This window comes from Streptomyces sp. NBC_00989 (genome assembly GCF_045162655.1).
Taxonomy (GTDB): domain Bacteria; phylum Actinomycetota; class Actinomycetes; order Streptomycetales; family Streptomycetaceae; genus Streptomyces.
This window is the reverse complement of sequence record NZ_CP108728.1, coordinates 2,209,038-2,226,605: the sequence shown is the minus strand read 5'-3', so window position 1 is coordinate 2,226,605 and position 17,568 is coordinate 2,209,038. Positions and strand designations below refer to the sequence as shown.

General features: G+C 71.9%; 15 protein-coding genes, 1 tRNA gene and 1 pseudogene. 10 read left to right on the top strand and 7 right to left on the bottom strand.

The window, feature by feature from the left end; all coding sequences use genetic code 11:
- Window positions 1-48 precede the first annotated feature (48 nt).
- Window positions 49-124: transfer RNA gene (locus OG714_RS09695), tRNA-Trp, on the top strand.
- A gap of 24 nt (window positions 125-148) precedes the next feature.
- Here OG714_RS09695 and OG714_RS09690 read toward each other — a convergent pair.
- The 4 genes from OG714_RS09690 to OG714_RS09675 form a co-directional block, all read right to left on the bottom strand.
- The gene (locus OG714_RS09690) at window positions 149-997 is read right to left on the bottom strand and encodes a hypothetical protein (protein WP_406119918.1); all 849 of its coding nucleotides are present in this window, start codon (window positions 995-997) and stop codon (window positions 149-151) included.
- Window positions 998-1,067: 70 nt separating this feature from the next.
- Window positions 1,068-2,042: an acyl-ACP desaturase gene (locus OG714_RS09685; protein WP_406119917.1), complete on the bottom strand. Its 975-nt coding sequence runs from the start codon at window positions 2,040-2,042 to the stop codon at window positions 1,068-1,070.
- 215 nt (window positions 2,043-2,257) lie between these two features.
- Window positions 2,258-3,034: a dimethylargininase gene (gene ddaH, locus OG714_RS09680; protein WP_406119916.1), complete on the bottom strand. Its 777-nt coding sequence runs from the start codon at window positions 3,032-3,034 to the stop codon at window positions 2,258-2,260.
- Window positions 3,035-3,191: 157 nt separating this feature from the next.
- Window positions 3,192-4,811 carry an ABC-F family ATP-binding cassette domain-containing protein gene (locus OG714_RS09675; RefSeq protein WP_406119915.1) on the bottom strand — a complete coding sequence of 540 codons (1,620 nt, stop codon included), beginning with the start codon at window positions 4,809-4,811 and terminating at the stop codon, window positions 3,192-3,194.
- A 338-nt stretch (window positions 4,812-5,149) separates the two neighbouring features.
- Here OG714_RS09675 and OG714_RS09670 point away from each other — a divergent pair, with 338 nt between their 5' ends.
- A complete protein-coding gene (locus OG714_RS09670) occupies window positions 5,150-5,983 on the top strand; it encodes an isocitrate lyase/phosphoenolpyruvate mutase family protein (RefSeq protein WP_406119914.1) in 834 nt (277 codons plus the stop codon).
- 1 nt (window position 5,984) lies between these two features.
- Here OG714_RS09670 and OG714_RS09665 read toward each other — a convergent pair whose 3' ends face one another.
- Entirely contained in the window at window positions 5,985-6,401 is a 417-nt protein-coding gene (locus OG714_RS09665) for an SsgA family sporulation/cell division regulator (protein WP_406119913.1), read from the bottom strand.
- 280 nt (window positions 6,402-6,681) lie between these two features.
- Between OG714_RS09665 and OG714_RS09660 the strand changes: the two genes are divergently transcribed.
- The 3 genes from OG714_RS09660 (at window position 6,682) to mmpA (ending at window position 8,763) form a co-directional block, all read left to right on the top strand.
- Window positions 6,682-7,737 (top strand): WD40/YVTN/BNR-like repeat-containing protein, encoded by a 1,056-nt coding sequence (locus OG714_RS09660; protein WP_406119912.1) that lies wholly within the window; start codon window positions 6,682-6,684, stop codon window positions 7,735-7,737.
- Window positions 7,738-7,847: 110 nt separating this feature from the next.
- Window positions 7,848-8,537: an endonuclease V gene (locus OG714_RS09655; RefSeq protein ID WP_406119911.1), complete on the top strand. Its 690-nt coding sequence runs from the start codon at window positions 7,848-7,850 to the stop codon at window positions 8,535-8,537.
- A gap of 88 nt (window positions 8,538-8,625) precedes the next feature.
- Window positions 8,626-8,763: a morphogenic membrane protein MmpA gene (gene mmpA, locus OG714_RS09650; protein WP_366430049.1), complete on the top strand. Its 138-nt coding sequence runs from the start codon at window positions 8,626-8,628 to the stop codon at window positions 8,761-8,763.
- Between the two features lie 221 nt (window positions 8,764-8,984).
- On the opposite strand, the gene OG714_RS09645 is transcribed toward mmpA, so the two are convergent.
- Window positions 8,985-9,200: a hypothetical protein gene (locus OG714_RS09645; protein WP_406119910.1), complete on the bottom strand. Its 216-nt coding sequence runs from the start codon at window positions 9,198-9,200 to the stop codon at window positions 8,985-8,987.
- A gap of 146 nt (window positions 9,201-9,346) precedes the next feature.
- The gene (locus tag OG714_RS09640; RefSeq protein ID WP_406119909.1) at window positions 9,347-10,525 is read right to left on the bottom strand and encodes a saccharopine dehydrogenase family protein; all 1,179 of its coding nucleotides are present in this window, start codon (window positions 10,523-10,525) and stop codon (window positions 9,347-9,349) included.
- A gap of 91 nt (window positions 10,526-10,616) precedes the next feature.
- Here OG714_RS09640 and OG714_RS09635 point away from each other — a divergent pair.
- The 5 genes and pseudogenes from OG714_RS09635 to OG714_RS09615 all read left to right on the top strand — a co-directional run bounded on the left by OG714_RS09635 (window position 10,617) and on the right by OG714_RS09615 (window position 17,519).
- Window positions 10,617-11,031: pseudogene (locus OG714_RS09635) on the top strand (MmcQ/YjbR family DNA-binding protein).
- Between the two features lie 116 nt (window positions 11,032-11,147).
- The gene (locus OG714_RS09630; protein WP_406119908.1) at window positions 11,148-12,317 is read left to right on the top strand and encodes a CaiB/BaiF CoA transferase family protein; all 1,170 of its coding nucleotides are present in this window, start codon (window positions 11,148-11,150) and stop codon (window positions 12,315-12,317) included.
- Between the two features lie 24 nt (window positions 12,318-12,341).
- The gene (locus OG714_RS09625) at window positions 12,342-13,556 is read left to right on the top strand and encodes an acetyl-CoA C-acetyltransferase (RefSeq protein ID WP_406119907.1); all 1,215 of its coding nucleotides are present in this window, start codon (window positions 12,342-12,344) and stop codon (window positions 13,554-13,556) included.
- Between the two features lie 40 nt (window positions 13,557-13,596).
- Complete coding sequence (locus tag OG714_RS09620; RefSeq protein ID WP_406119906.1) at window positions 13,597-15,789, top strand: 3-hydroxyacyl-CoA dehydrogenase NAD-binding domain-containing protein; 2,193 nt, start codon at window positions 13,597-13,599, stop codon at window positions 15,787-15,789.
- 98 nt (window positions 15,790-15,887) lie between these two features.
- Entirely contained in the window at window positions 15,888-17,519 is a 1,632-nt protein-coding gene (locus OG714_RS09615; protein WP_406119905.1) for a thiamine pyrophosphate-binding protein, read from the top strand.
- Window positions 17,520-17,568 lie beyond the last annotated feature (49 nt).

Sequence of the window (17,568 nt, the reverse complement as noted above, 5' to 3'; positions counted from 1 at the left end):
CCAGGCCGCACTGACAGCGGGCCAAGGCATTACGCTCTGGTGCCAAGGGCGGGGTCGTAGCGCAGAGGCAGGCGCATTGGTCTCCAGAACCGGAACACGCTGGTTCGAATCCAGCCGCCCCGCCCCCCTCAAGCCCTCAGGGCCCGGCTCAGGCGATCGCGCCCGCCGTCACCACCAGCTCCACCGCGTTCCCGTGGAACGTGTCGATGAGCTGTGCCAGGACCGCCCAGGCGTCCTCGTGGCCGGCCAGGTGCTCGCGCACGAGCGGTCGCAGGGCGTCCTCGGCCTCGGTCACGCGCGTGGGGAACAGCAGCCGGCCTGTGGAGACCACGCCAAGGACGTGCCAGGCGGGGCCCCAGCCGGTCGCGTAGTCGGCGGGGCCGTCCAGCACGCCGGCCTGCTCGACCCGGTGGGTGAACTTGGGGTGTGTGCCGAAACGCGCGCGCAGCGCGGACGGGCAGTCCGGGCGTATCGACAGCGCCCAGCGCGCGTAACCGGGCAGCGGGCGATCCTGGTCCGCGTCGGTGACGGCCTGCCAGTCGGAGCGCTCCAGGACCATGGACGCGGCCGTCCGCGCGGACTGCATGGTGGTGCCCTCGCGCAGGGCGCCGACGAGGCCGAAGCGGGTGAAGTTCTCGGGGACCGGAGGTTCGTCCGACAGCTGCACGCTGTCGGCGACGGTCAGCGGCTCCGCGCGCGGGGGACCGAACGGCACACCGCGCGCGATGGCGCGCCGCATCGCGTTGTCCGCGGAGACGTGCCGCCAGACCCACTGGTTCAGTTCCGGATCGTTCTCCTCCAGGACCCACAACAGCACGGAGGACGGCACCGCCGTCCTCGTCCAGGACCAGAGCAGGGTGTTGCGCCGGGCCTCGGACGTTCCCTCGGCCTCCGGCTCCGGGAGGCCGGTCCGCCGCCGTATCCGCTCGGCGTCCGCGCTGTCGATCAGGTGCAGCAGGAAGCCGACCGCCGCCCCCGACGTGCTGTTGTCACGCATGGCGGCATGATGCCGCAGCGGGGGCGCGTCCCGCACCGGTAAATCGATCACCGGGCGGTTTAGTGGTCGGTCAGGCGCTCGCGCGGGCCGCCATGCGGGCCTTGCGGGTCGCCAGCTTCTCGTCGAACTTGGACGCCTCGGAGTCCAGACCGCCCATGTAGAGGCCGATTTCCTCCTGGGCCTGCTGGCCCTCGGGGCCGAGACCGTCGATGTCCATGACCTTCAGGAAGCGCAGCACGGGCTGGATGACGTCGTCGTGGTGGATGCGCAGGTTGTAGACCTCGCCGATGGCCATCTGGGCGGCGAACCGCTCGAAGCCGGGCATGCCGTGACCGGGCATCCGGAAGTTGACGAGGACGTCGCGCACGGCCTGCATGGTGAGGTCGGGGGCGAGCTCGAACGCGGCCTTCAGGAGGTTGCGGTAGAAGACCATGTGGAGGTTCTCGTCGGTCGCGATGCGGGCCAGCATGCGGTCGCAGACCGGGTCGCCCGACTGGTGGCCGGTGTTGCGGTGCGAGACGCGGGTGGCCAGTTCCTGGAAGGCGACGTACGCGACCGAGTGCAGCATCGAGTGCCGGTTGTCCGACTCGAAGCCCTCGCTCATGTGCTGCATGCGGAACGCTTCGAGCTTCTCCGGGTCGACCGCGCGGGAGGCGAGCAGGTAGTCCCGCATGACGATGCCGTGCCGGCCTTCCTCCGCCGTCCAGCGGTGCACCCAGGTGCCCCAGGCGCCGTCGCGGCCGAAGAGGGAGGCGATCTCGTGGTGGTAGCTGGGGAGGTTGTCCTCCGTAAGGAGGTTCACGACGAGGGCGATGCGGCCGATCTCGGTGACCTTGGACTGCTCCTTGCCCCAGGCCTCGCCGTCCTCGAAGAAGCCGGGGAAGTTCCGGGCGTCGCTCCACGGCACGTACTCGTGCGGCATCCAGTCCTTGGTGACCTTGAGGTGCCGGTTGAGCTCGGTCTCGACCACTTCCTCGAGCGCGTACAGCAGCTTGGCGTCGGTCCAGACTGCGGGGCTGCCGAGGTGCGGGGAAGTGATCGTCACGGGGACTCCAGGGGGACGCGGTACAAAACTGAACAAACCGGCGAGCGGTGCCGGGACCTGTGCAACTTACGGAATCGTAGGCTACGAAACCGTAGGTTACGAGACCGTAGGTTAAGGACGCTGTAAAGATCGCTGTTCAGGCCGTATCGCCGGGTAATCCCGCGGGGCCCCAGGACCGCAGGTCCCGGCGCCGAACGGGCGGTTCCGTCACCCGTTCAGGCGTACAGATCCCGGAGCCGGACCGAGAGGCAGGTCACACATCCTTCGAGTTTCTCGAACTCGCTGATGTCCACCACGACCGGTTCGAGGCCGAGATCGCCGAGCAGATCGGCCGTCTTGGGCGCGCTCGCCGCCATCAGCACCTTGTCGGCGCCGAGCAGCACCACATGCGCACCGGCCTCCTCGGGCACCGACAGGAAGCGCGGGAAGAGCGAGGGCCGGTCCACCTTCGGGATGTGCCCGAGCACCGTCCCGTCGGGCAGCGCGGTGACCGCCGACTTCAGATGCAGCACCTTGCTCACGGGCACGGTGACCACCCGCGCCCCGAGCGGCTCGAACACGGCCCGCAGCTGCTGGACGCCGGCCGCGTTCGTCCGGCCGCCCCGGCCGACGTAGATCGTGTCGTCGACCTTGAGAACGTCACCGCCCTCCAGGGTGCCCGGTTCCCAGACCCAGTTCACCGAGCAGCCGAGCCGGGCCACCGCCTCCTCGACCCCGCCGGTCTCCTCGCGCCGGGACTCGGCGCCGGGCCGGGCGATCAGCGCCACGTTCTTGTACATGACGACGGCGTCCTCGACGAACACGGAGTCGGGGCAGTCGTCGGCCGGGTCCACCTCGATCGTCTCCCAGCCGTGCACCCGCAGCGCGTGCGCGTACGCCTCCCACTGCTCGACGGCCTGCTCGACGTCGACCTTCTCCCGCTCGATGTGCGTGACCAGCCCTTCGGCCAGGCGCGGGCTGGGGCGGCGGACGAGGGCCTTCTTGCTGGGCACGAGCGGGACTCCGTATCGGCGGGATCGATTCGGCGCCGTTGTCGGGGCACCGGTTGGCCATCATGCGTCACCCGTCCGTGCCGACAAAACCCCTCACGTGAGGCTGTGGCCCTCCTGAGACGCGCCCGGAGGGCCCGGACCGGGTGCCGCACGGGCGCTATGCCGGGTGTTCCACCTCCTCCGGTGTGATCGTCCGCAGCTCCCCGTCCAGCAGCAGCCAGCGTGTGATGCCGATCGACTCCAGGAACGGCAGGTCGTGACTGGCCACGATCAACGCCCCTTCGTACGACTCCAGCGCCGTGGTGAGCTGCCGCACACTCGCCATGTCGAGGTTGTTCGTCGGCTCGTCCAGCATCAGCAGCTGCGGGGCGGGCTCCGCCAGCATCAGCGCGGCCAGCGCAGCCCGGAAGCGTTCGCCGCCGGACAGGGTCGCCGCCTGCTGGTCGGCGCGGGCACCCCGGAACAGGAAGCGGGCCAGCCGCGCCCGGACCCGGTTGTTGGTGGCGCCCGGCGCGAACCGGGCCACGTTCTCGGCCACGGTCAGCTCACCGTCGAGGACATCGAGCCGCTGCGGCAGGAAGCGGAGCGGGACATGCGTCACCGCCTCGCCCGACACCGGCTCCAGCTCCGCGGCGATCGTGCGCAACAACGTCGTCTTGCCGGCGCCGTTGCGCCCGATCAGCGCGATGCGCTCCGGCCCGCGCAGATCGAGGCCGCCCACCCGCGCGCCGTACGCGAGTTCCAGGTCCATGAGGGTCAGGACCTGACGGCCCGGCGGTACGGCCGTGTACGGCAGGTCGACGCGGATCTCGTCGTCGTCCCGTACCGCCTCCACCGCCTCGTCGAGCCGTTCCTTCGCCTCCGCGAGCCGCTCCTCGTGCAGGATGCGGTGCTTGCCCGCGGACTCCTGCGCGGACCGCCTGCGCGCGCCCATGACGATCTTCGGCTCGCGCTTCTGCTCGAACATCTTCTGTCCGTACTTCTTACGACGGGCCAACTTGACCTGGGCGTCGGACAGTTCGCGTTTCTGTTTGCGGAAGTCCGCCTCGGCGACGCGCACCATCCGTGTCGCGGCGTCCTGTTCGGTGCTGAGGGCCTCCTCGTAGGCGGAGTAGTTGCCGCCGTACCAGGTGATCTCGCCGGAGCGCAGATCGGCGATCTGGTCGACCAGGTCGAGGAGTTCACGGTCGTGGCTGACCACGATCATCACTCCCGGCCAGGACGCGACGGCCGAGTACAGCCGCCTGCGGGCGTACAGGTCGAGGTTGTTCGTCGGTTCGTCGAGGAGCAGGACGTCCGGCCGGCCGAGCAACAGCGCGGCCAGCCGCAGGAGTACGGACTCGCCGCCCGACACCTCGCCGATGGTGCGGTCCAAGTCGATGTGTCCCAGGCCGAGTTCGCCGAGTGTGGCGAGCGCGCGCTCCTCTACGTCCCAGTCGTCGCCGAGCGTCTCGAAGTGCTCCTCGGCCGCGTCACCGGCCTCGATGGCGTGCAGGGCGGCGCGTTGAGCGGCGATGCCGAGCGTGACGTCGACGCGCAGGGCGGTGTCGAGCGTGACGTTCTGCGGGAGGTAGCCGACCTCGCCCGCGACCCGCACGGCGCCGTCGGCCGGGGCGAGCCGACCGGCGATCAGCTTCAACAGGGTTGATTTCCCTGATCCGTTGACGCCGACGAGCCCTGTCCTTCCGGGTCCGAAGGCGGCGTCCAGGTCCTCGAAGACGGGGGTCCCGTCGGACCACGCGAAGGAGAGGGACGTACAGGTGACGGAGGTATGCATGAGGGCCTCGCGGTTGCTTGACGCGGTCAGGGGCGGACGCGTAGCGAGACACCGCGAGGCGGGAGACTGGTCCCGGGGGCAGAGGAAAAGGCCCTGTTCCGGAGGACGGCTCGGACGCCGAGGTCGTACACGACGGACACACCTCAGGGGTGTGTGACGCGGTGTCTCAGAACCTCAGACGAGCAACGTCCTACTCCGATCGACGGCAACAGAAGCAAGGGCAACGCTACGAACGGCCTCAGGGGACTGTCAACGCATTAAACGGGCGCCCGCGACCCGCACGCCGATGTCGGATTCCTGCCAGCCAGGGCACGCCCACGACTGCTTGAGTGGGGCGCATGACGAACCAGAACACCCTCCGTGACCGGGCTCTGGCCTTCCGCGCGCTGCATGTCCCGGGACGTCCGCTGGTCCTCCCGAACGCCTGGGACGCCGCGAGCGCCCGCATCGTCGAGGACGCGGGCGCGTCCGCCGTGGCGACCACCAGCGCGGGCCTCGCCTGGGCCCTCGGCGTCGCGGACGGCGACCGGCTGGACCGGGAGCGGGCCCTGGAGGCGGTCGCGCGGATCACCGCGACCGTCGCCGTACTGGTGAGCGCCGACATCGAGAGCGGCTTCGCGAAGGACCCGGCGGGCGTCGCCGACACGGTCCGCGCGGTGCTCGCCGCGGGTGCGGTGGGGGTGAACATCGAGGACGCGCTCTACGGGGGTGAGGGCATCCTGCGTCCGGTCGCCGAGCAGGCCGAGCGCATCGCCGCCGCCCGCGAGGCCGCCGACGCGGAGGGCGTGCCGCTGTTCGTCAACGCGCGCATCGACACGTATCTGCGGGGTGCCGGGGGAGTGGACGCGACGCTGGAGCGGGCCGCCGCGTTCCGTGCCGCGGGCGCCGACGGGATCTTCGTCCCCGGGGCCGTCGAACCGGGAACGGTCAAGGAACTCGCCGGCGGGATCGACGCGCCGCTCAATGTGCTGGTCGGCCCCGGCGCACCGCCGGTCGCCGAACTGGCCGCGCTGGGCGTGGCGCGCGTGAGCGCGGGCTCCAGCATCGCGGCGGCCGCGTACGCCGTGGTCCGCCGTGCCGCGCGGGAGCTGCTGGACACGGGTACCTACGGCGCGCAGACCGGAGGGCTCGGCTACGGCGAGCTCAACTCCCTGCTGGCGCGGGGGAACTAGCTCAGCAGGCGTCCCGCATCAGCTCGGCGAGGTCGTGGTCCAGGTCCAGCTGGAGGTGTTCGAGACCGGCGGGCACCAGCTCGCCGGTGGCCTGCAGGAAGCGGCGTATCTCGGACGAGTGGACATGCACGACCGCGGTGCCCTCGGGGGCGTGGAACTCCAGGACGGTGCGGTCGAAGCCGTAGGGCCGCACCCGGACGTCGCCCTGGCCCTCGGTGCCGTGCAGGCCGTCCGCGAGGAGTTCCCGGGCGAAGGTCCAGCAGACCTCGACGCCCTCCAGGGTGGCCGGCGCCGGGAAGGTCATCCGGACGGCGAAGGGGTCCCGCCGGTCGTAGTGCAGGGTGGCGGGAATGCTCGGCATCCGCGGTGCGGCGGCGACGAGACGGGCCTCTACGGGCTGCTCGATGACGATGGACAACGCCTTGCTCCCTTGTGTGACGGCGGTGCTGACTGCGATGACGGCCGGACGGGCTCCTGAAAAGACTCCGTAGCGGACCCCCGGTCGGATGGGTCCGCACTGGAAGAGACGCTGGAACGGGCCGATTCGTGTACACGAATTTCGAGTGACCTCTGTCACCGCTGCCCATATGCGCCCAAGGCGGGCGCGGGCATCTGGACGGCCTCCGGGGAGTGGGCTAGCTTCGCCCGCCATGAGGCGCATGGGGAAGACGCGACAGGTGGGACGTACGTACCGGAGCATGGCCGCGGCCGTGGCGTGCGGGGCGGCGCTGGCTGTGCTGACCGCCGTACCGGCACAGGCGCGGGACACGGCGCACTGGGCTCCGCACTGGCAGCTCAAGGACAGCGGGGCCGCCGACGTGCGGTTCCGGGGGCTGTCGGCCGTCAGCCGGAACACCGCGTGGGTGGCCGGGACCGCGGGCACGGTGCTGCGCACCACCGACGGCGGGGCGAGCTGGCGGAACGTCTCGCCGCCCGGCGCCGCCGACCTCCAGTTCCGGGACATCGAGGCGTTCGACGCGCGGCGCGCGGTGGTCCTGGCGATCGGCGAGGGCGAGGCGTCCCGCGTCTACCGCACCGACGACGCCGGAGCGACCTGGACGGAGTCCTTCCGCAACACCGACGCGAGCGCCTTCTACGACTGCATGACCTTCTTCGACAGCCGACACGGCCTCGCGATGAGCGACCCGGTGGACGGCAAGTTCCGCATCCTGTCGACCGGCGACGGCGGCCGCTCCTGGAAGGTGCTGTCGAACGCCGGGATGCCGGCCGCGCTCGACGGCGAGGCGGGCTTCGCGGCGAGCGGCCAGTGTCTGGTGAGTTCCGGGCCGAGGGACGTCTGGCTGGCCACCGGTGGGGGCGCACGCGCGCGTGTCCTGCACTCCGCGGACCGGGGCCTCACCTGGACGGCGACCGACACGCCGATCCCGGCCGGTGACCCCGCGCGCGGGGTGTTCGCGCTCGCCTTCCGCGACCGTTCGCACGGCCTCGCGGTCGGCGGGAACTACACCGCCGACCAGCCCTCACCGCTCGCGGCGGCCGTCACCGGTGACGGGGGCCGCACCTGGCGTCCCGCCACGACCCCGCCGCCCGCCTACCGCTCCGGCGTCAGCTGGCTGCCCCACAGCCGCAGCACGGCCCTCGCGGTCGGCCCCACGGGCACGGACCTCACGACCGACGCCGGCCGCACCTGGAAGACGGTGGACACCGGCTCGTACGACACGGTCGACTGCGCGGCGGACCTGGGCTGCTGGGCCGCGGGGGAGAAGGGGCGCGTGGCACGGCTGGAGAACTGAGGAGGCCGGGCGGGGTGTTGGGCGAGGACGCCGGGCGGAGCGTTGGGCGGGGCCACCACGGTCCCGCCGTTCCTTCGCGCCCCCAGGATCCCCGTACGCTCGGCACCACCATGACGACCGTACCCATTCCCGCGGGCTGGCCCGCGACCGAGGACCAAGCCCGCGCCGTCCAGGACGAGTTGCGGGAGCGGGTGGTGACCGGCGAACCGGGGCCGCCGCCAAGGACCGGGCACGTCACCGGAGTTGACGTCGCCTACGACGACGAGCGGGACGTGGTGGTGGCCGCGGCGGTCGTGCTGGACGCGGTGGACCTCACGGTCGTCGCCGAGGCCACGGCCGTCGGCCGGGTCTCCTTCCCGTACGTGCCGGGGCTGCTGGCCTTCCGTGAAATCCCCACGGTGCTGGCCGCGTTGGAGGCCCTGCCGTGCCCGCCGGGCCTGGTCGTGTGCGACGGCTACGGCCTCGCCCACCCTCGCCGCTTCGGCCTCGCCAGCCACCTCGGCGTCCTCACCGGCCTGCCCACGATCGGCGTCGCCAAGAACCCCTTCACGTTCACCTACGACGATCCGGGCACTCCGCGCGGCTCCTCGTCGCCGCTCCGCGCGGACGCCGACGAGGTCGGACGCGCGCTGCGCACCCGGGACGCGGTGAAGCCGGTGTTCGTCTCCGTGGGCCACCGGGTGACCCTGGACAACGCCTGCGCCCACACGCTCGCGTTGACCCCGGAGTTCCGCCTCCCGGAGACGACGCGCAGGGCGGACGCGCTGTGCCGGCGGGCGCTGCGGGAGGCGACCGCGTAGGCATGCGGGAGCGCGTCGCGTTCTGAGTACCTGATCTGAGTACCTGTACGGATGTGACCGCGCCCGCGTGATCGGCAGGCTGTCCCGCATGACAACGCACCGTTCCCCGAAGCCCGTTGCCCACCCGAGCCAGCCCGTCGAGCGCGCCGTGATGATCGCGCTCGTCCTGTCCGTGGCGGCGGGCCTCGCCTGGATCGGCGGGATGATCTACACGCTGTGGCCGTGAGGCCGGGGCCGCACCGGTGCGGGAAACACTCGAGCCCCACCCCGCAAGTAGCGGGACGGGGCTCGGACTTGAGCGCCGGGCAGGCCTTGCACCTGCATTTCCCCGCAGGAAGCGGGGCGTCTTTCCTTGGACCACCGACGCGCGACCAGACCCCGGAATGTTCCGGCGACCGGCTCAAGATCCATCCTAGCCCATTCCGAGGGGTGCCCTGAACTCCCCGATCAGCGCGGCCTGTTCACGGCCCGGCGTTCCGCGGCGGCATGCCACCAGCCGGGCGGAGACGGGCCGACGGCCTCGGCGGTGGGCTGATCCGGATGCAGTCCGAGACCCCGGAGCGCGTCGGTGCGGACCCGGACGTCGAACCAGCCGTGCCAGTGGCCGTCGGGCCCGATGCCGCAGGCGAGATCCCAGCGCAACTCCTCCTGGGCGAAGGGCATCCAGTCGATGCCGTGCTCGCGCAGTCAAGCGCGCGTGGCCGCCCACGGCGTGGGGCGGCCCGGCAGGTTCTCGTAGGCCGCGACGGTGATCCAGTCGGTGTTCGGCGTCTCCATGGCGTCCATCGTGACACGGGGGTCCGACACCGTCAGCGGCTCGCCGCCACCCGGAACGTGATGCCCGCACTCCGGAGCCGTTCGACGAGGGCGTCGCCCATCGCCGCCGCCGTCGTCACCTGGCCCGCTGTGGGCGGGAGTTCGTCGAGGGCGAGGGAGAGGGCCGACTCGGCGAACATCTTCGCCGTCTCGTCGTAGCCGGGGTCGCCGCCCGCGACCTCCGTGAAGACCCGGCGGCCGCCGCCCTCGCCGACGAACTTCACGGAGAACCAGCTCTTCGCGCGCTTCTCCGGGCTCGGTCCGTCGCCCGGCTTGAGACGGTCGGACAACCAGCGGCGGGCGGGCGGGAGTTGGGCGGCCGTGGCCAGTGCGCCGGCCACCGTGACACCGCCGAGGGCCACCGGGAGGTGCCGTACGGCCGCGTAGTGGCGGTAGCGGAAGTCGGGGCCGTAGCGCTCCAGGGCCCGCGCGGATCGTTCGACGACCTGCGGGTCGATGGTCGGCAGGGGCACCGCCCAGGAGCCGACCTCCCCGGCGAACCGCGGTGCCCCCATGGGTGCGCCGGCCCGGCGTCCCACCAGCCGCGGTTGGTGGCGGCGCCGCTCCCGGGCGGCGGCCAGCACCTGCCTGCCGCGCCCGAGTTGGGTCAGCGCCGTGGCGAACGTGCCGCCGGAGAACATCGCGTCGACGGTCACGAAGCCGTCCACCGTCAGGGGCACCCCCTCCGGCAGCTGCTGGACGGTGAAGTACGCCCCCAGGTCGTGCGGGATCGAGTCGAAGCCGGCGGAGTGCACCAGCCGTGCGCCGGTCTCACGCGCGCGTGCGTCGTGGCGGACGTACGTCAGGTCGACGAACTCCGGCTCGCCGCTGAGGTCGAGATAGTCGGTGCCGGCGTCCGCGCAGGCGGCGACGAGGTCCTCGCCGTAGGTGACGTAGGGGCCGACCGTCGTGGCCACCACGCGTGCGTGCTCGGCGAGTTCGCGCAGGGAGTCCGGGTCGGAGACGTCGGCCCGGAGCACGCCGACCGCCGGGCCGCCGGGGAGCCGTTCGCGCAGTCGCTTCAGTTTCAGCTCGTCGCGGCCGGCGATCGCCCAGCGCAGGCCCTCGGGCGCGTGCGCGGCGAGGTACTCCGCGGTGAGCGCGCCGACGAAGCCCGTGGCTCCGAAGAGCACGATGTCGTAGGGACGATCTGTCCTGTTCAGCCTGCTCATGACACTCCTGGGTCCCGCAGCCCGCGCCGCTGTCGGTGGCTGAGGCTAGCGTGAAGAGTGCGGAGCCCGACGACGAGCCCGGAGGTATCAGGTGGCTGTGCCCAGGAACGCCCTGAAGAAGCGGGCGAAAGTACGCGAGTTCGCCCTCGCGCTGCCGGGTGCCGTGGAGGCCGCGCGGCGGAGCCGCATATCGATACTGCCCCTGGGGTGAGACCGTCGTGAAGGTCAACAAGAAGGTGTTCGTCTTCCTCGGTGTCGACGACGGCAGCCATCCGTCGGCCATGACGGTCAAGCTCACGGACGAGGCCGCCCACGCCCACGCGCTCACCTCGCCCGGCGCCGAGCCCGCCGGCTACGGCCTCGGCAAGGCCGGCTGGGTGCGCGTTCCGCTCGCCGAGCAGGGCGCCCCGGCCGCCGAGCTGCTGTGCGACTGGGCGGAGGAGAGCTACCGCGCGATCGCCCCGAAGCGCCTGACGGCCGAGCTGGACGCGCAGAGTCGCGGCTAGCCGTGGCTAACGACGGGTAACTTGGCTAAGCGCTTGCTCGCCCAGGCCTTGTGTCGAGTGGAACACGTTCTTATCATCGCTGGTGTTACATCGGTTGTGTCACAGCTGGGGGCTGGATGACAGCGGCAACGACGCCCGGGCACGGCCCGCTCTCCGGCGTGCGCGTGGTCGAGCTGGCCGGCATCGGCCCCGGCCCCTTCGCGGCCATGCTCCTCGCCGACCTGGGCGCCGACGTCGTCCGCGTCGACCGGCCCGGCGGCATCGCACTCGGGATCGACCCGGAGTGCGACATCACCAACCGCAACAAGCGCTCGGTCCTCGTCGACCTGAAGGCGCCGGACGGCCCCGCGCGCGTGCTCGACCTGGTCGGACGCGCCGACATCCTGATCGAGGGCAACCGCCCCGGCGTCACCGAGCGCCTCGGAGTGGGCCCCGAGCCCTGCCACGCCCGCAACCCCCGGCTCGTCTACGGCCGGATGACCGGCTGGGGCCAGGACGGCCCCCTCGCCGACCGCGCCGGGCACGACATCGCGTACATCGCGCTCACCGGCACCCTCGGCATGATCGGCAGCCCCGGGGAGCCCCCGCCCGCCCCCGCCAACCTGCTCGGCGACTACGCGGGCGGCGCGCTCTACCTCGTCGTCGGCGTCCTCGCGGCCCTGCACCACGCGCGCGTGACCGGTACCGGCCAGGTCGTCGACGCGGCCATCGTCGACGGCACCGCCCACCTCTCCGCGATGATCCACGGCATGCTCGCCGCCGGCGGCTGGCAGGACCGGCGCGCCGCCAACCTCCTCGACGGCGGCTGCCCGTACTACGGCACCTACGAGACCGCCGACGGGAAGCACATGGCGGTGGGCGCCCTGGAGCCGCGGTTCTACGGCGAGTTCGTGGACCTGCTCGGCCTCGCGGACTTCGCCGACGCCCGCCGGGACTGGACCCGTTGGGGCGAGCTGCGCGAGGCGGTCGCGGCCCGCTTCCGGAGCCGTACGAGAGACGAGTGGACCGGCGTCTTCGCGGGCACGGACGCGTGCGTGGCGCCTGTGCTGTCGCTGCGCGAGGCCCCGCACCACCCGCACCTCGCCGCGCGCGGCACCTTCACCGAGCACGGCGGGATCACCCAGCCCGCCCCCGCACCCCGGTTCTCCGCGACGCCCACCTCGGTGCGCGGCGGACCCGCCAGGCCCGGCGCGGGCACGTCCGAGGTGGCCCGGGACTGGGACGTCCCCGGACTTCTCGACGCCGTCGACGACCCTCAGCGAGGAAACCCCTCGGCGAGTCTTTGAACACCCTCATCGAAAGGCTTGGCAGTGAGCACCGAAGCGTATGTCTACGACGCGATCCGCACCCCGCGCGGGCGCGGCAAGGCGAACGGATCCCTGCACGGCACGAAGCCCATCGACCTGGTCGTCGGACTGATCCACGAACTCCGTGACCGCTTCCCGGACCTGGACCCGGCCGCGATCGACGACATCGTGCTCGGCGTCGTCGGCCCGGTCGGCGACCAGGGCTCCGACATCGCCCGGATCGCCGCCGTGGCCGCCGGACTGCCGGACACGGTGGCCGGGGTGCAGGAGAACCGCTTCTGTGCCTCGGGCCTCGAAGCCGTCAACATGGCCGCCGCCAAGGTGCGTTCGGGCTGGGAGGACCTCGTCCTCGCCGGTGGTGTCGAGTCGATGTCACGAGTGCCGATGGCCTCGGACGGCGGCGCCTGGTTCAACGACCCGATGACGAACCTCGCCGTCAACTTCGTGCCCCAGGGCATCGGCGCCGACCTGATCGCCACGATCGAGGGATTCTCGCGGCGCGACGTCGACGAGTACGCGGCGCTCTCGCAGGAGCGGGCGGCCACCGCCTGGAAGGAGGGCCGCTTCGAGCGGTCCGTCGTCCCGGTCCGCGACCGCAGCGGCCTGGTCGTCCTCGACCACGACGAGCACCTGCGCCCCGGCAGCACCGCCGACTCCCTCGCCAGGCTCAAGCCGTCCTTCGCGGACATCGGCGAGCTCGGCGGCTTCGACGCCGTGGCCCTGCAGAAGTACCACTGGGTCGAGAAGATCGACCACGTCCACCACGCGGGCAACTCCTCCGGCATCGTCGACGGCGCCTCCCTCGTCGCCATCGGCTCGAAGGAGGTCGGCGAGCGCTACGGCCTCACCCCGCGCGCGCGGATCGTCTCCGCGGCCGTCTCCGGCTCCGAGCCGACCATCATGCTCACCGGACCCGCCCCGGCCACCCGCAAGGCCCTCGCCCGGGCCGGGCTGACCATCGACGACATCGACCTCGTCGAGATCAACGAGGCCTTCGCCGCGGTCGTCCTGCGCTTCGTGCGCGACATGGGCCTGTCCCTGGACAAGGTCAACGTCAACGGCGGCGCCATCGCGCTGGGCCACCCGCTCGGCGCGACCGGTGCGATCATCCTCGGCACGCTCGTCGACGAACTGGAGCGCCAGGACAAGCGCTACGGCCTCGCCACCCTGTGCGTCGGCGGCGGCATGGGCATCGCCACGATCGTCGAACGCGTCTGAACACCCCAGCGGCAGCAGAGACTTCTACGGAGAACCCCTCATGACCGAGAGCACCACCATCCGCTGGGAACAGGACGACACCGGGATCGTCACCCTCGTCCTCGACGACCCCGACCAGTCCGCGAACACCATGAACGCGGCCTTCCGCGACTCCCTCACCGTGATCGCCGACCGCCTGGAGGCCGAGCGGGAGTCCATCCGCGGCATCATCGTCACCTCCGCCAAGAAGACCTTCTTCGCCGGCGGCGACCTGCGCGACCTGATCCGCGTCACCCCGGACACCGCGCAGGAGTTCTTCGACGGCGGCCTCGCCATCAAGCGGAACCTGCGCCGCATCGAGACCCTCGGCAAGCCGGTCGTCGCCGCGATCAACGGCGCGGCCCTGGGCGGCGGTTACGAGATCGCCCTCGCCTGCCACCACCGGGTCGCCCTCGATGCGCCCGGCTCGAAGATCGGCTGCCCCGAGGTCACCCTCGGCCTGCTCCCCGGAGGCGGCGGAGTCGTCCGTACGGTACGGCTGCTGGGCATCACCGACGCGCTGCTGAAGGTGCTGCTCCAGGGCACCCAGTACAGCCCGCGGCGCGCCCAGGAGAACGGCCTCGTCCACGAAGTGGCCACCACCCCGGACGAGTTGATCGCCAAGGCCCGCGCCTTCATCGACGCCAACCCGCAGTCGCAGCAGCCCTGGGACAAGCCCGGCTACCGCATCCCGGGCGGCACCCCGGCGAACCCCAAGTTCGCGGCCAACCTGCCCGCCTTCCCGGCCTCCCTGCGCAAGCAGACCAACGGCGCGCCCTACCCGGCCCCGCGCAACATCCTCGCCGCCGCCGTCGAGGGCGCCCAGGTCGACTTCGAGACCGCGCAGGTCATCGAGACCCGCTACTTCGTCGAGTTGGCGGTCGGCCAGACCTCGAAGAACATGATCCAGGCGTTCTTCTTCGACCTCCAGGCCGTCAACTCCGGCGCCAACCGCCCCCAGGGCATCGCGTCCCGCCCCGTCCGCAAGGTCGCCGTCCTCGGCGCCGGGATGATGGGCGCCGGCATCGCCTACTCGTGCGCCCGCGCGGGCATCGACGTCGTCCTGAAGGACGTGACTCCGGAGGCGGCGGCCAAGGGCAAGGCCTACTCCGAGAAGCTCTGCGCGAAGGCGGTCTCCCGCGGTCGTACGTCCCAGGAGAAGGCGGACGCGCTGCTCGCCCGCATCACCCCCACCGCCGACCCGCAGCAACTCGCGGGCTGCGACGCGGTGATCGAGGCCGTCTTCGAGGACACCTCGCTCAAGCACAAGGTGTTCCAGGAGATCCAGCACATCGTCGAGCCCGACGCGCTTCTCTGCTCCAACACCTCCACCCTCCCCATCACCGCCCTCGCCGAAGGCGTCGAGCGCCAGGCCGACTTCATCGGGCTGCACTTCTTCTCGCCCGTCGACAAGATGCCCCTCGTCGAGATCATCAAGGGCGAGCGCACCGGCGACGAGGCCCTCGCGCGCGCCTTCGACCTGGTCCGGCAGATCAAGAAGACCCCGATCGTCGTCAACGACTCGCGCGGCTTCTTCACCTCACGGGTGATCGGGCAGTTCATCAACGAGGGCGTCGCGATGGTCGGCGAGGGCATCGAGCCCGCGTCCGTCGAGCAGGCCGCCGCGCAGGCCGGCTACCCGGCCAAGGTCCTGTCCCTGATGGACGAGTTGACGCTCACCCTCCCGCGCAAGATCCGCAACGAGTCCAAGCGGGCGGTGGAAGAAGCGGGCGGCACCTGGCCCGGGCACCCCGCCGAGGCCGTCATCGACCGCATGGTCGACGAGTTCGGCCGCACCGGGCGCAGCGGCGGCGCGGGCTTCTACGACTACGACGAGAACGGCAAGCGCGCGGGTCTGTGGCCGGGCCTGCGCGAGCACTTCACCCGCGAGGGCGCCGAGAGCCCCTCCGAGACCGTGCCCTTCGAAGACATGCAGGAACGCATGCTGTTCTCCGAGGCGCTCGACACCGTCAAGCTCCTTGAAGAGGGCGTGCTGACGTCCGTCGCCGACGCCAACATCGGGTCCATCTTCGGCATCGGCTTCCCCGGTTGGACCGGCGGTGTCCTCCAGTACATCAACGGCTACGAGGGCGGCCTCCCCGGCTTCGTGGCACGCGCGCGTGCGCTCGCCGAGCGCTACGGGGAGCGGTTCACGCCGCCCGCGCTGCTCGTCGAGAAGGCCGAGAAGGGGGAGCGCTTCAGCGACGCGCGCTGACGTATCGCTGAGCGACACGCTGCCCTTGCCCTCGTGGGGACGGGACCCCGACGCTGACCGGCGAACCGTTCACCGGTCCCGTCCCCCGAGGAGCCCCCATGGGTCACCGTCCCGCCCTCGCCCTCCTCGACATCCTGCGCGGCGAGGGCGTGGACCGGATCTTCGGCAACCCCGGCACCACCGAACTCCCGTTCCTGGCCGCCCTGTCGGAGACCGAGGACGCCCCCGAGTACGTCCTCGGCGTCCACGAAGGCGCCGTCGTCTCCATGGCCGACGGCTACGCGCGCGGCACCGGCCGCCCCGCGTTCGTCAGCCTGCACATCGCCGCCGGACTGGCCAACGGCCTCATCGGCCTTCTCAACGCCCGCCGTTCGCGTACCCCGCTCGTCGTCACGGCCGGCCAGCAGGACCGCCGCCACCTCCAACAGGACCCCATGCTCTCCGGAGACCTGCTCGGCCTCGCGGCGCCCGCCGTGAAGGCGACGTACGACATCCAGCACGCCCGCGACCTGCCCCTCGCCCTGCGCCGCGCCTTCGCGCAGTCCCAACGCCCGCCCGCCGGGCCGGTGTTCCTGTCCGTCCCCATGGACCTGCTCGCCGAGGACACCGAGGTGGAGGTGCCCGCCCGCACCGCACCGCCCAGGCCGGGCCCCGCCGCCGGACTCGACCGGGCCGCCGTACTGCTCGGCGCCGCCGCCCGCCCCGCGATCGTCGCCGGGGACGGAGTGGGCCGTGAGGACGCGGTGGCGGCGCTCGTCCGCACGGCGGAGGCCTGCGGTGCGACCGTCCATCACCAGCCGATGGCCGACTGCCTCAACTTCCCCGCCACACACCCCCTTTACGCCGGGATGCTGCCACCCCGCCACGACGCGATCCGGGCCGCCCTCGCCTCGTACGACACCGTCCTCATCGTCGGAGCGCACGCCTTCACGCCCCACCACTACAGCCCCGGGCCCGCCCTGCCGCCCGGCATCACCGTCGTCCAACTCGACGCGGACGCCGAGGAGATCGGCCGCAACTTCCCCGCGGATGCCGGGCTCGTCGGCGCGCTCGCACCCTCGCTGCACCGGCTCGCCGAGCTGCTGCGCGAGCAGGTGCCCGACCACACCGCCAAGGCCCGCACCCTGCGCGCCGGCGAACGGCACACCGCCGAGCGCGACCGCGCCGAGTCCGCCGCCCGTGCCGCCTACTCGGCGGCGCCACTCGCCCCCTGGGCCGCCGCCCACGCCGTCGCACGCGGCCTGCCGACGGACGCCGTGATCGTCGAAGAGGCCATCACCGTCGGCCTGTTGCTCCGTCGGCTGCTACGGCTCGACCGCCCCGGCAGCTACACCCACGCCGTCGGCGGGGGCCTGGGCTGGGGCATCGGTGCCGCCGTCGGCCGCTCGCTCGCCGAGCCCGGGCGGCCGGTGGTCTCGGTCCTCGGCGACGGCTGCGCGCTGTTCGGACTCCAGGGGCTGTGGAGCGCGGCACGGCAGCAGGTCCCGGTGCTGTTCGTGGTGATGGGCAACGGCAGCTACCGCACGCTCCAGGACACGTACGGGGCGATGGGCGGCAACGGGCCTTGCCCCGGAACCGAGTTGGGCGCCCTGGACTTCACCCAGGCCGCACGCTTCTTCGGCGTCGACGCGGTACGGGCCGACAGCGCGGATCACCTGCGTGAACTGGTGTCCGGGGCCGACGAGTTGACGCGGCCGATGCTCGTGGACGTACCGCTGCGCACCTCGTAGAGATACCGCTTCGGTTGCTTTCCTGACCCACCGTCACCCACGCCTTGTC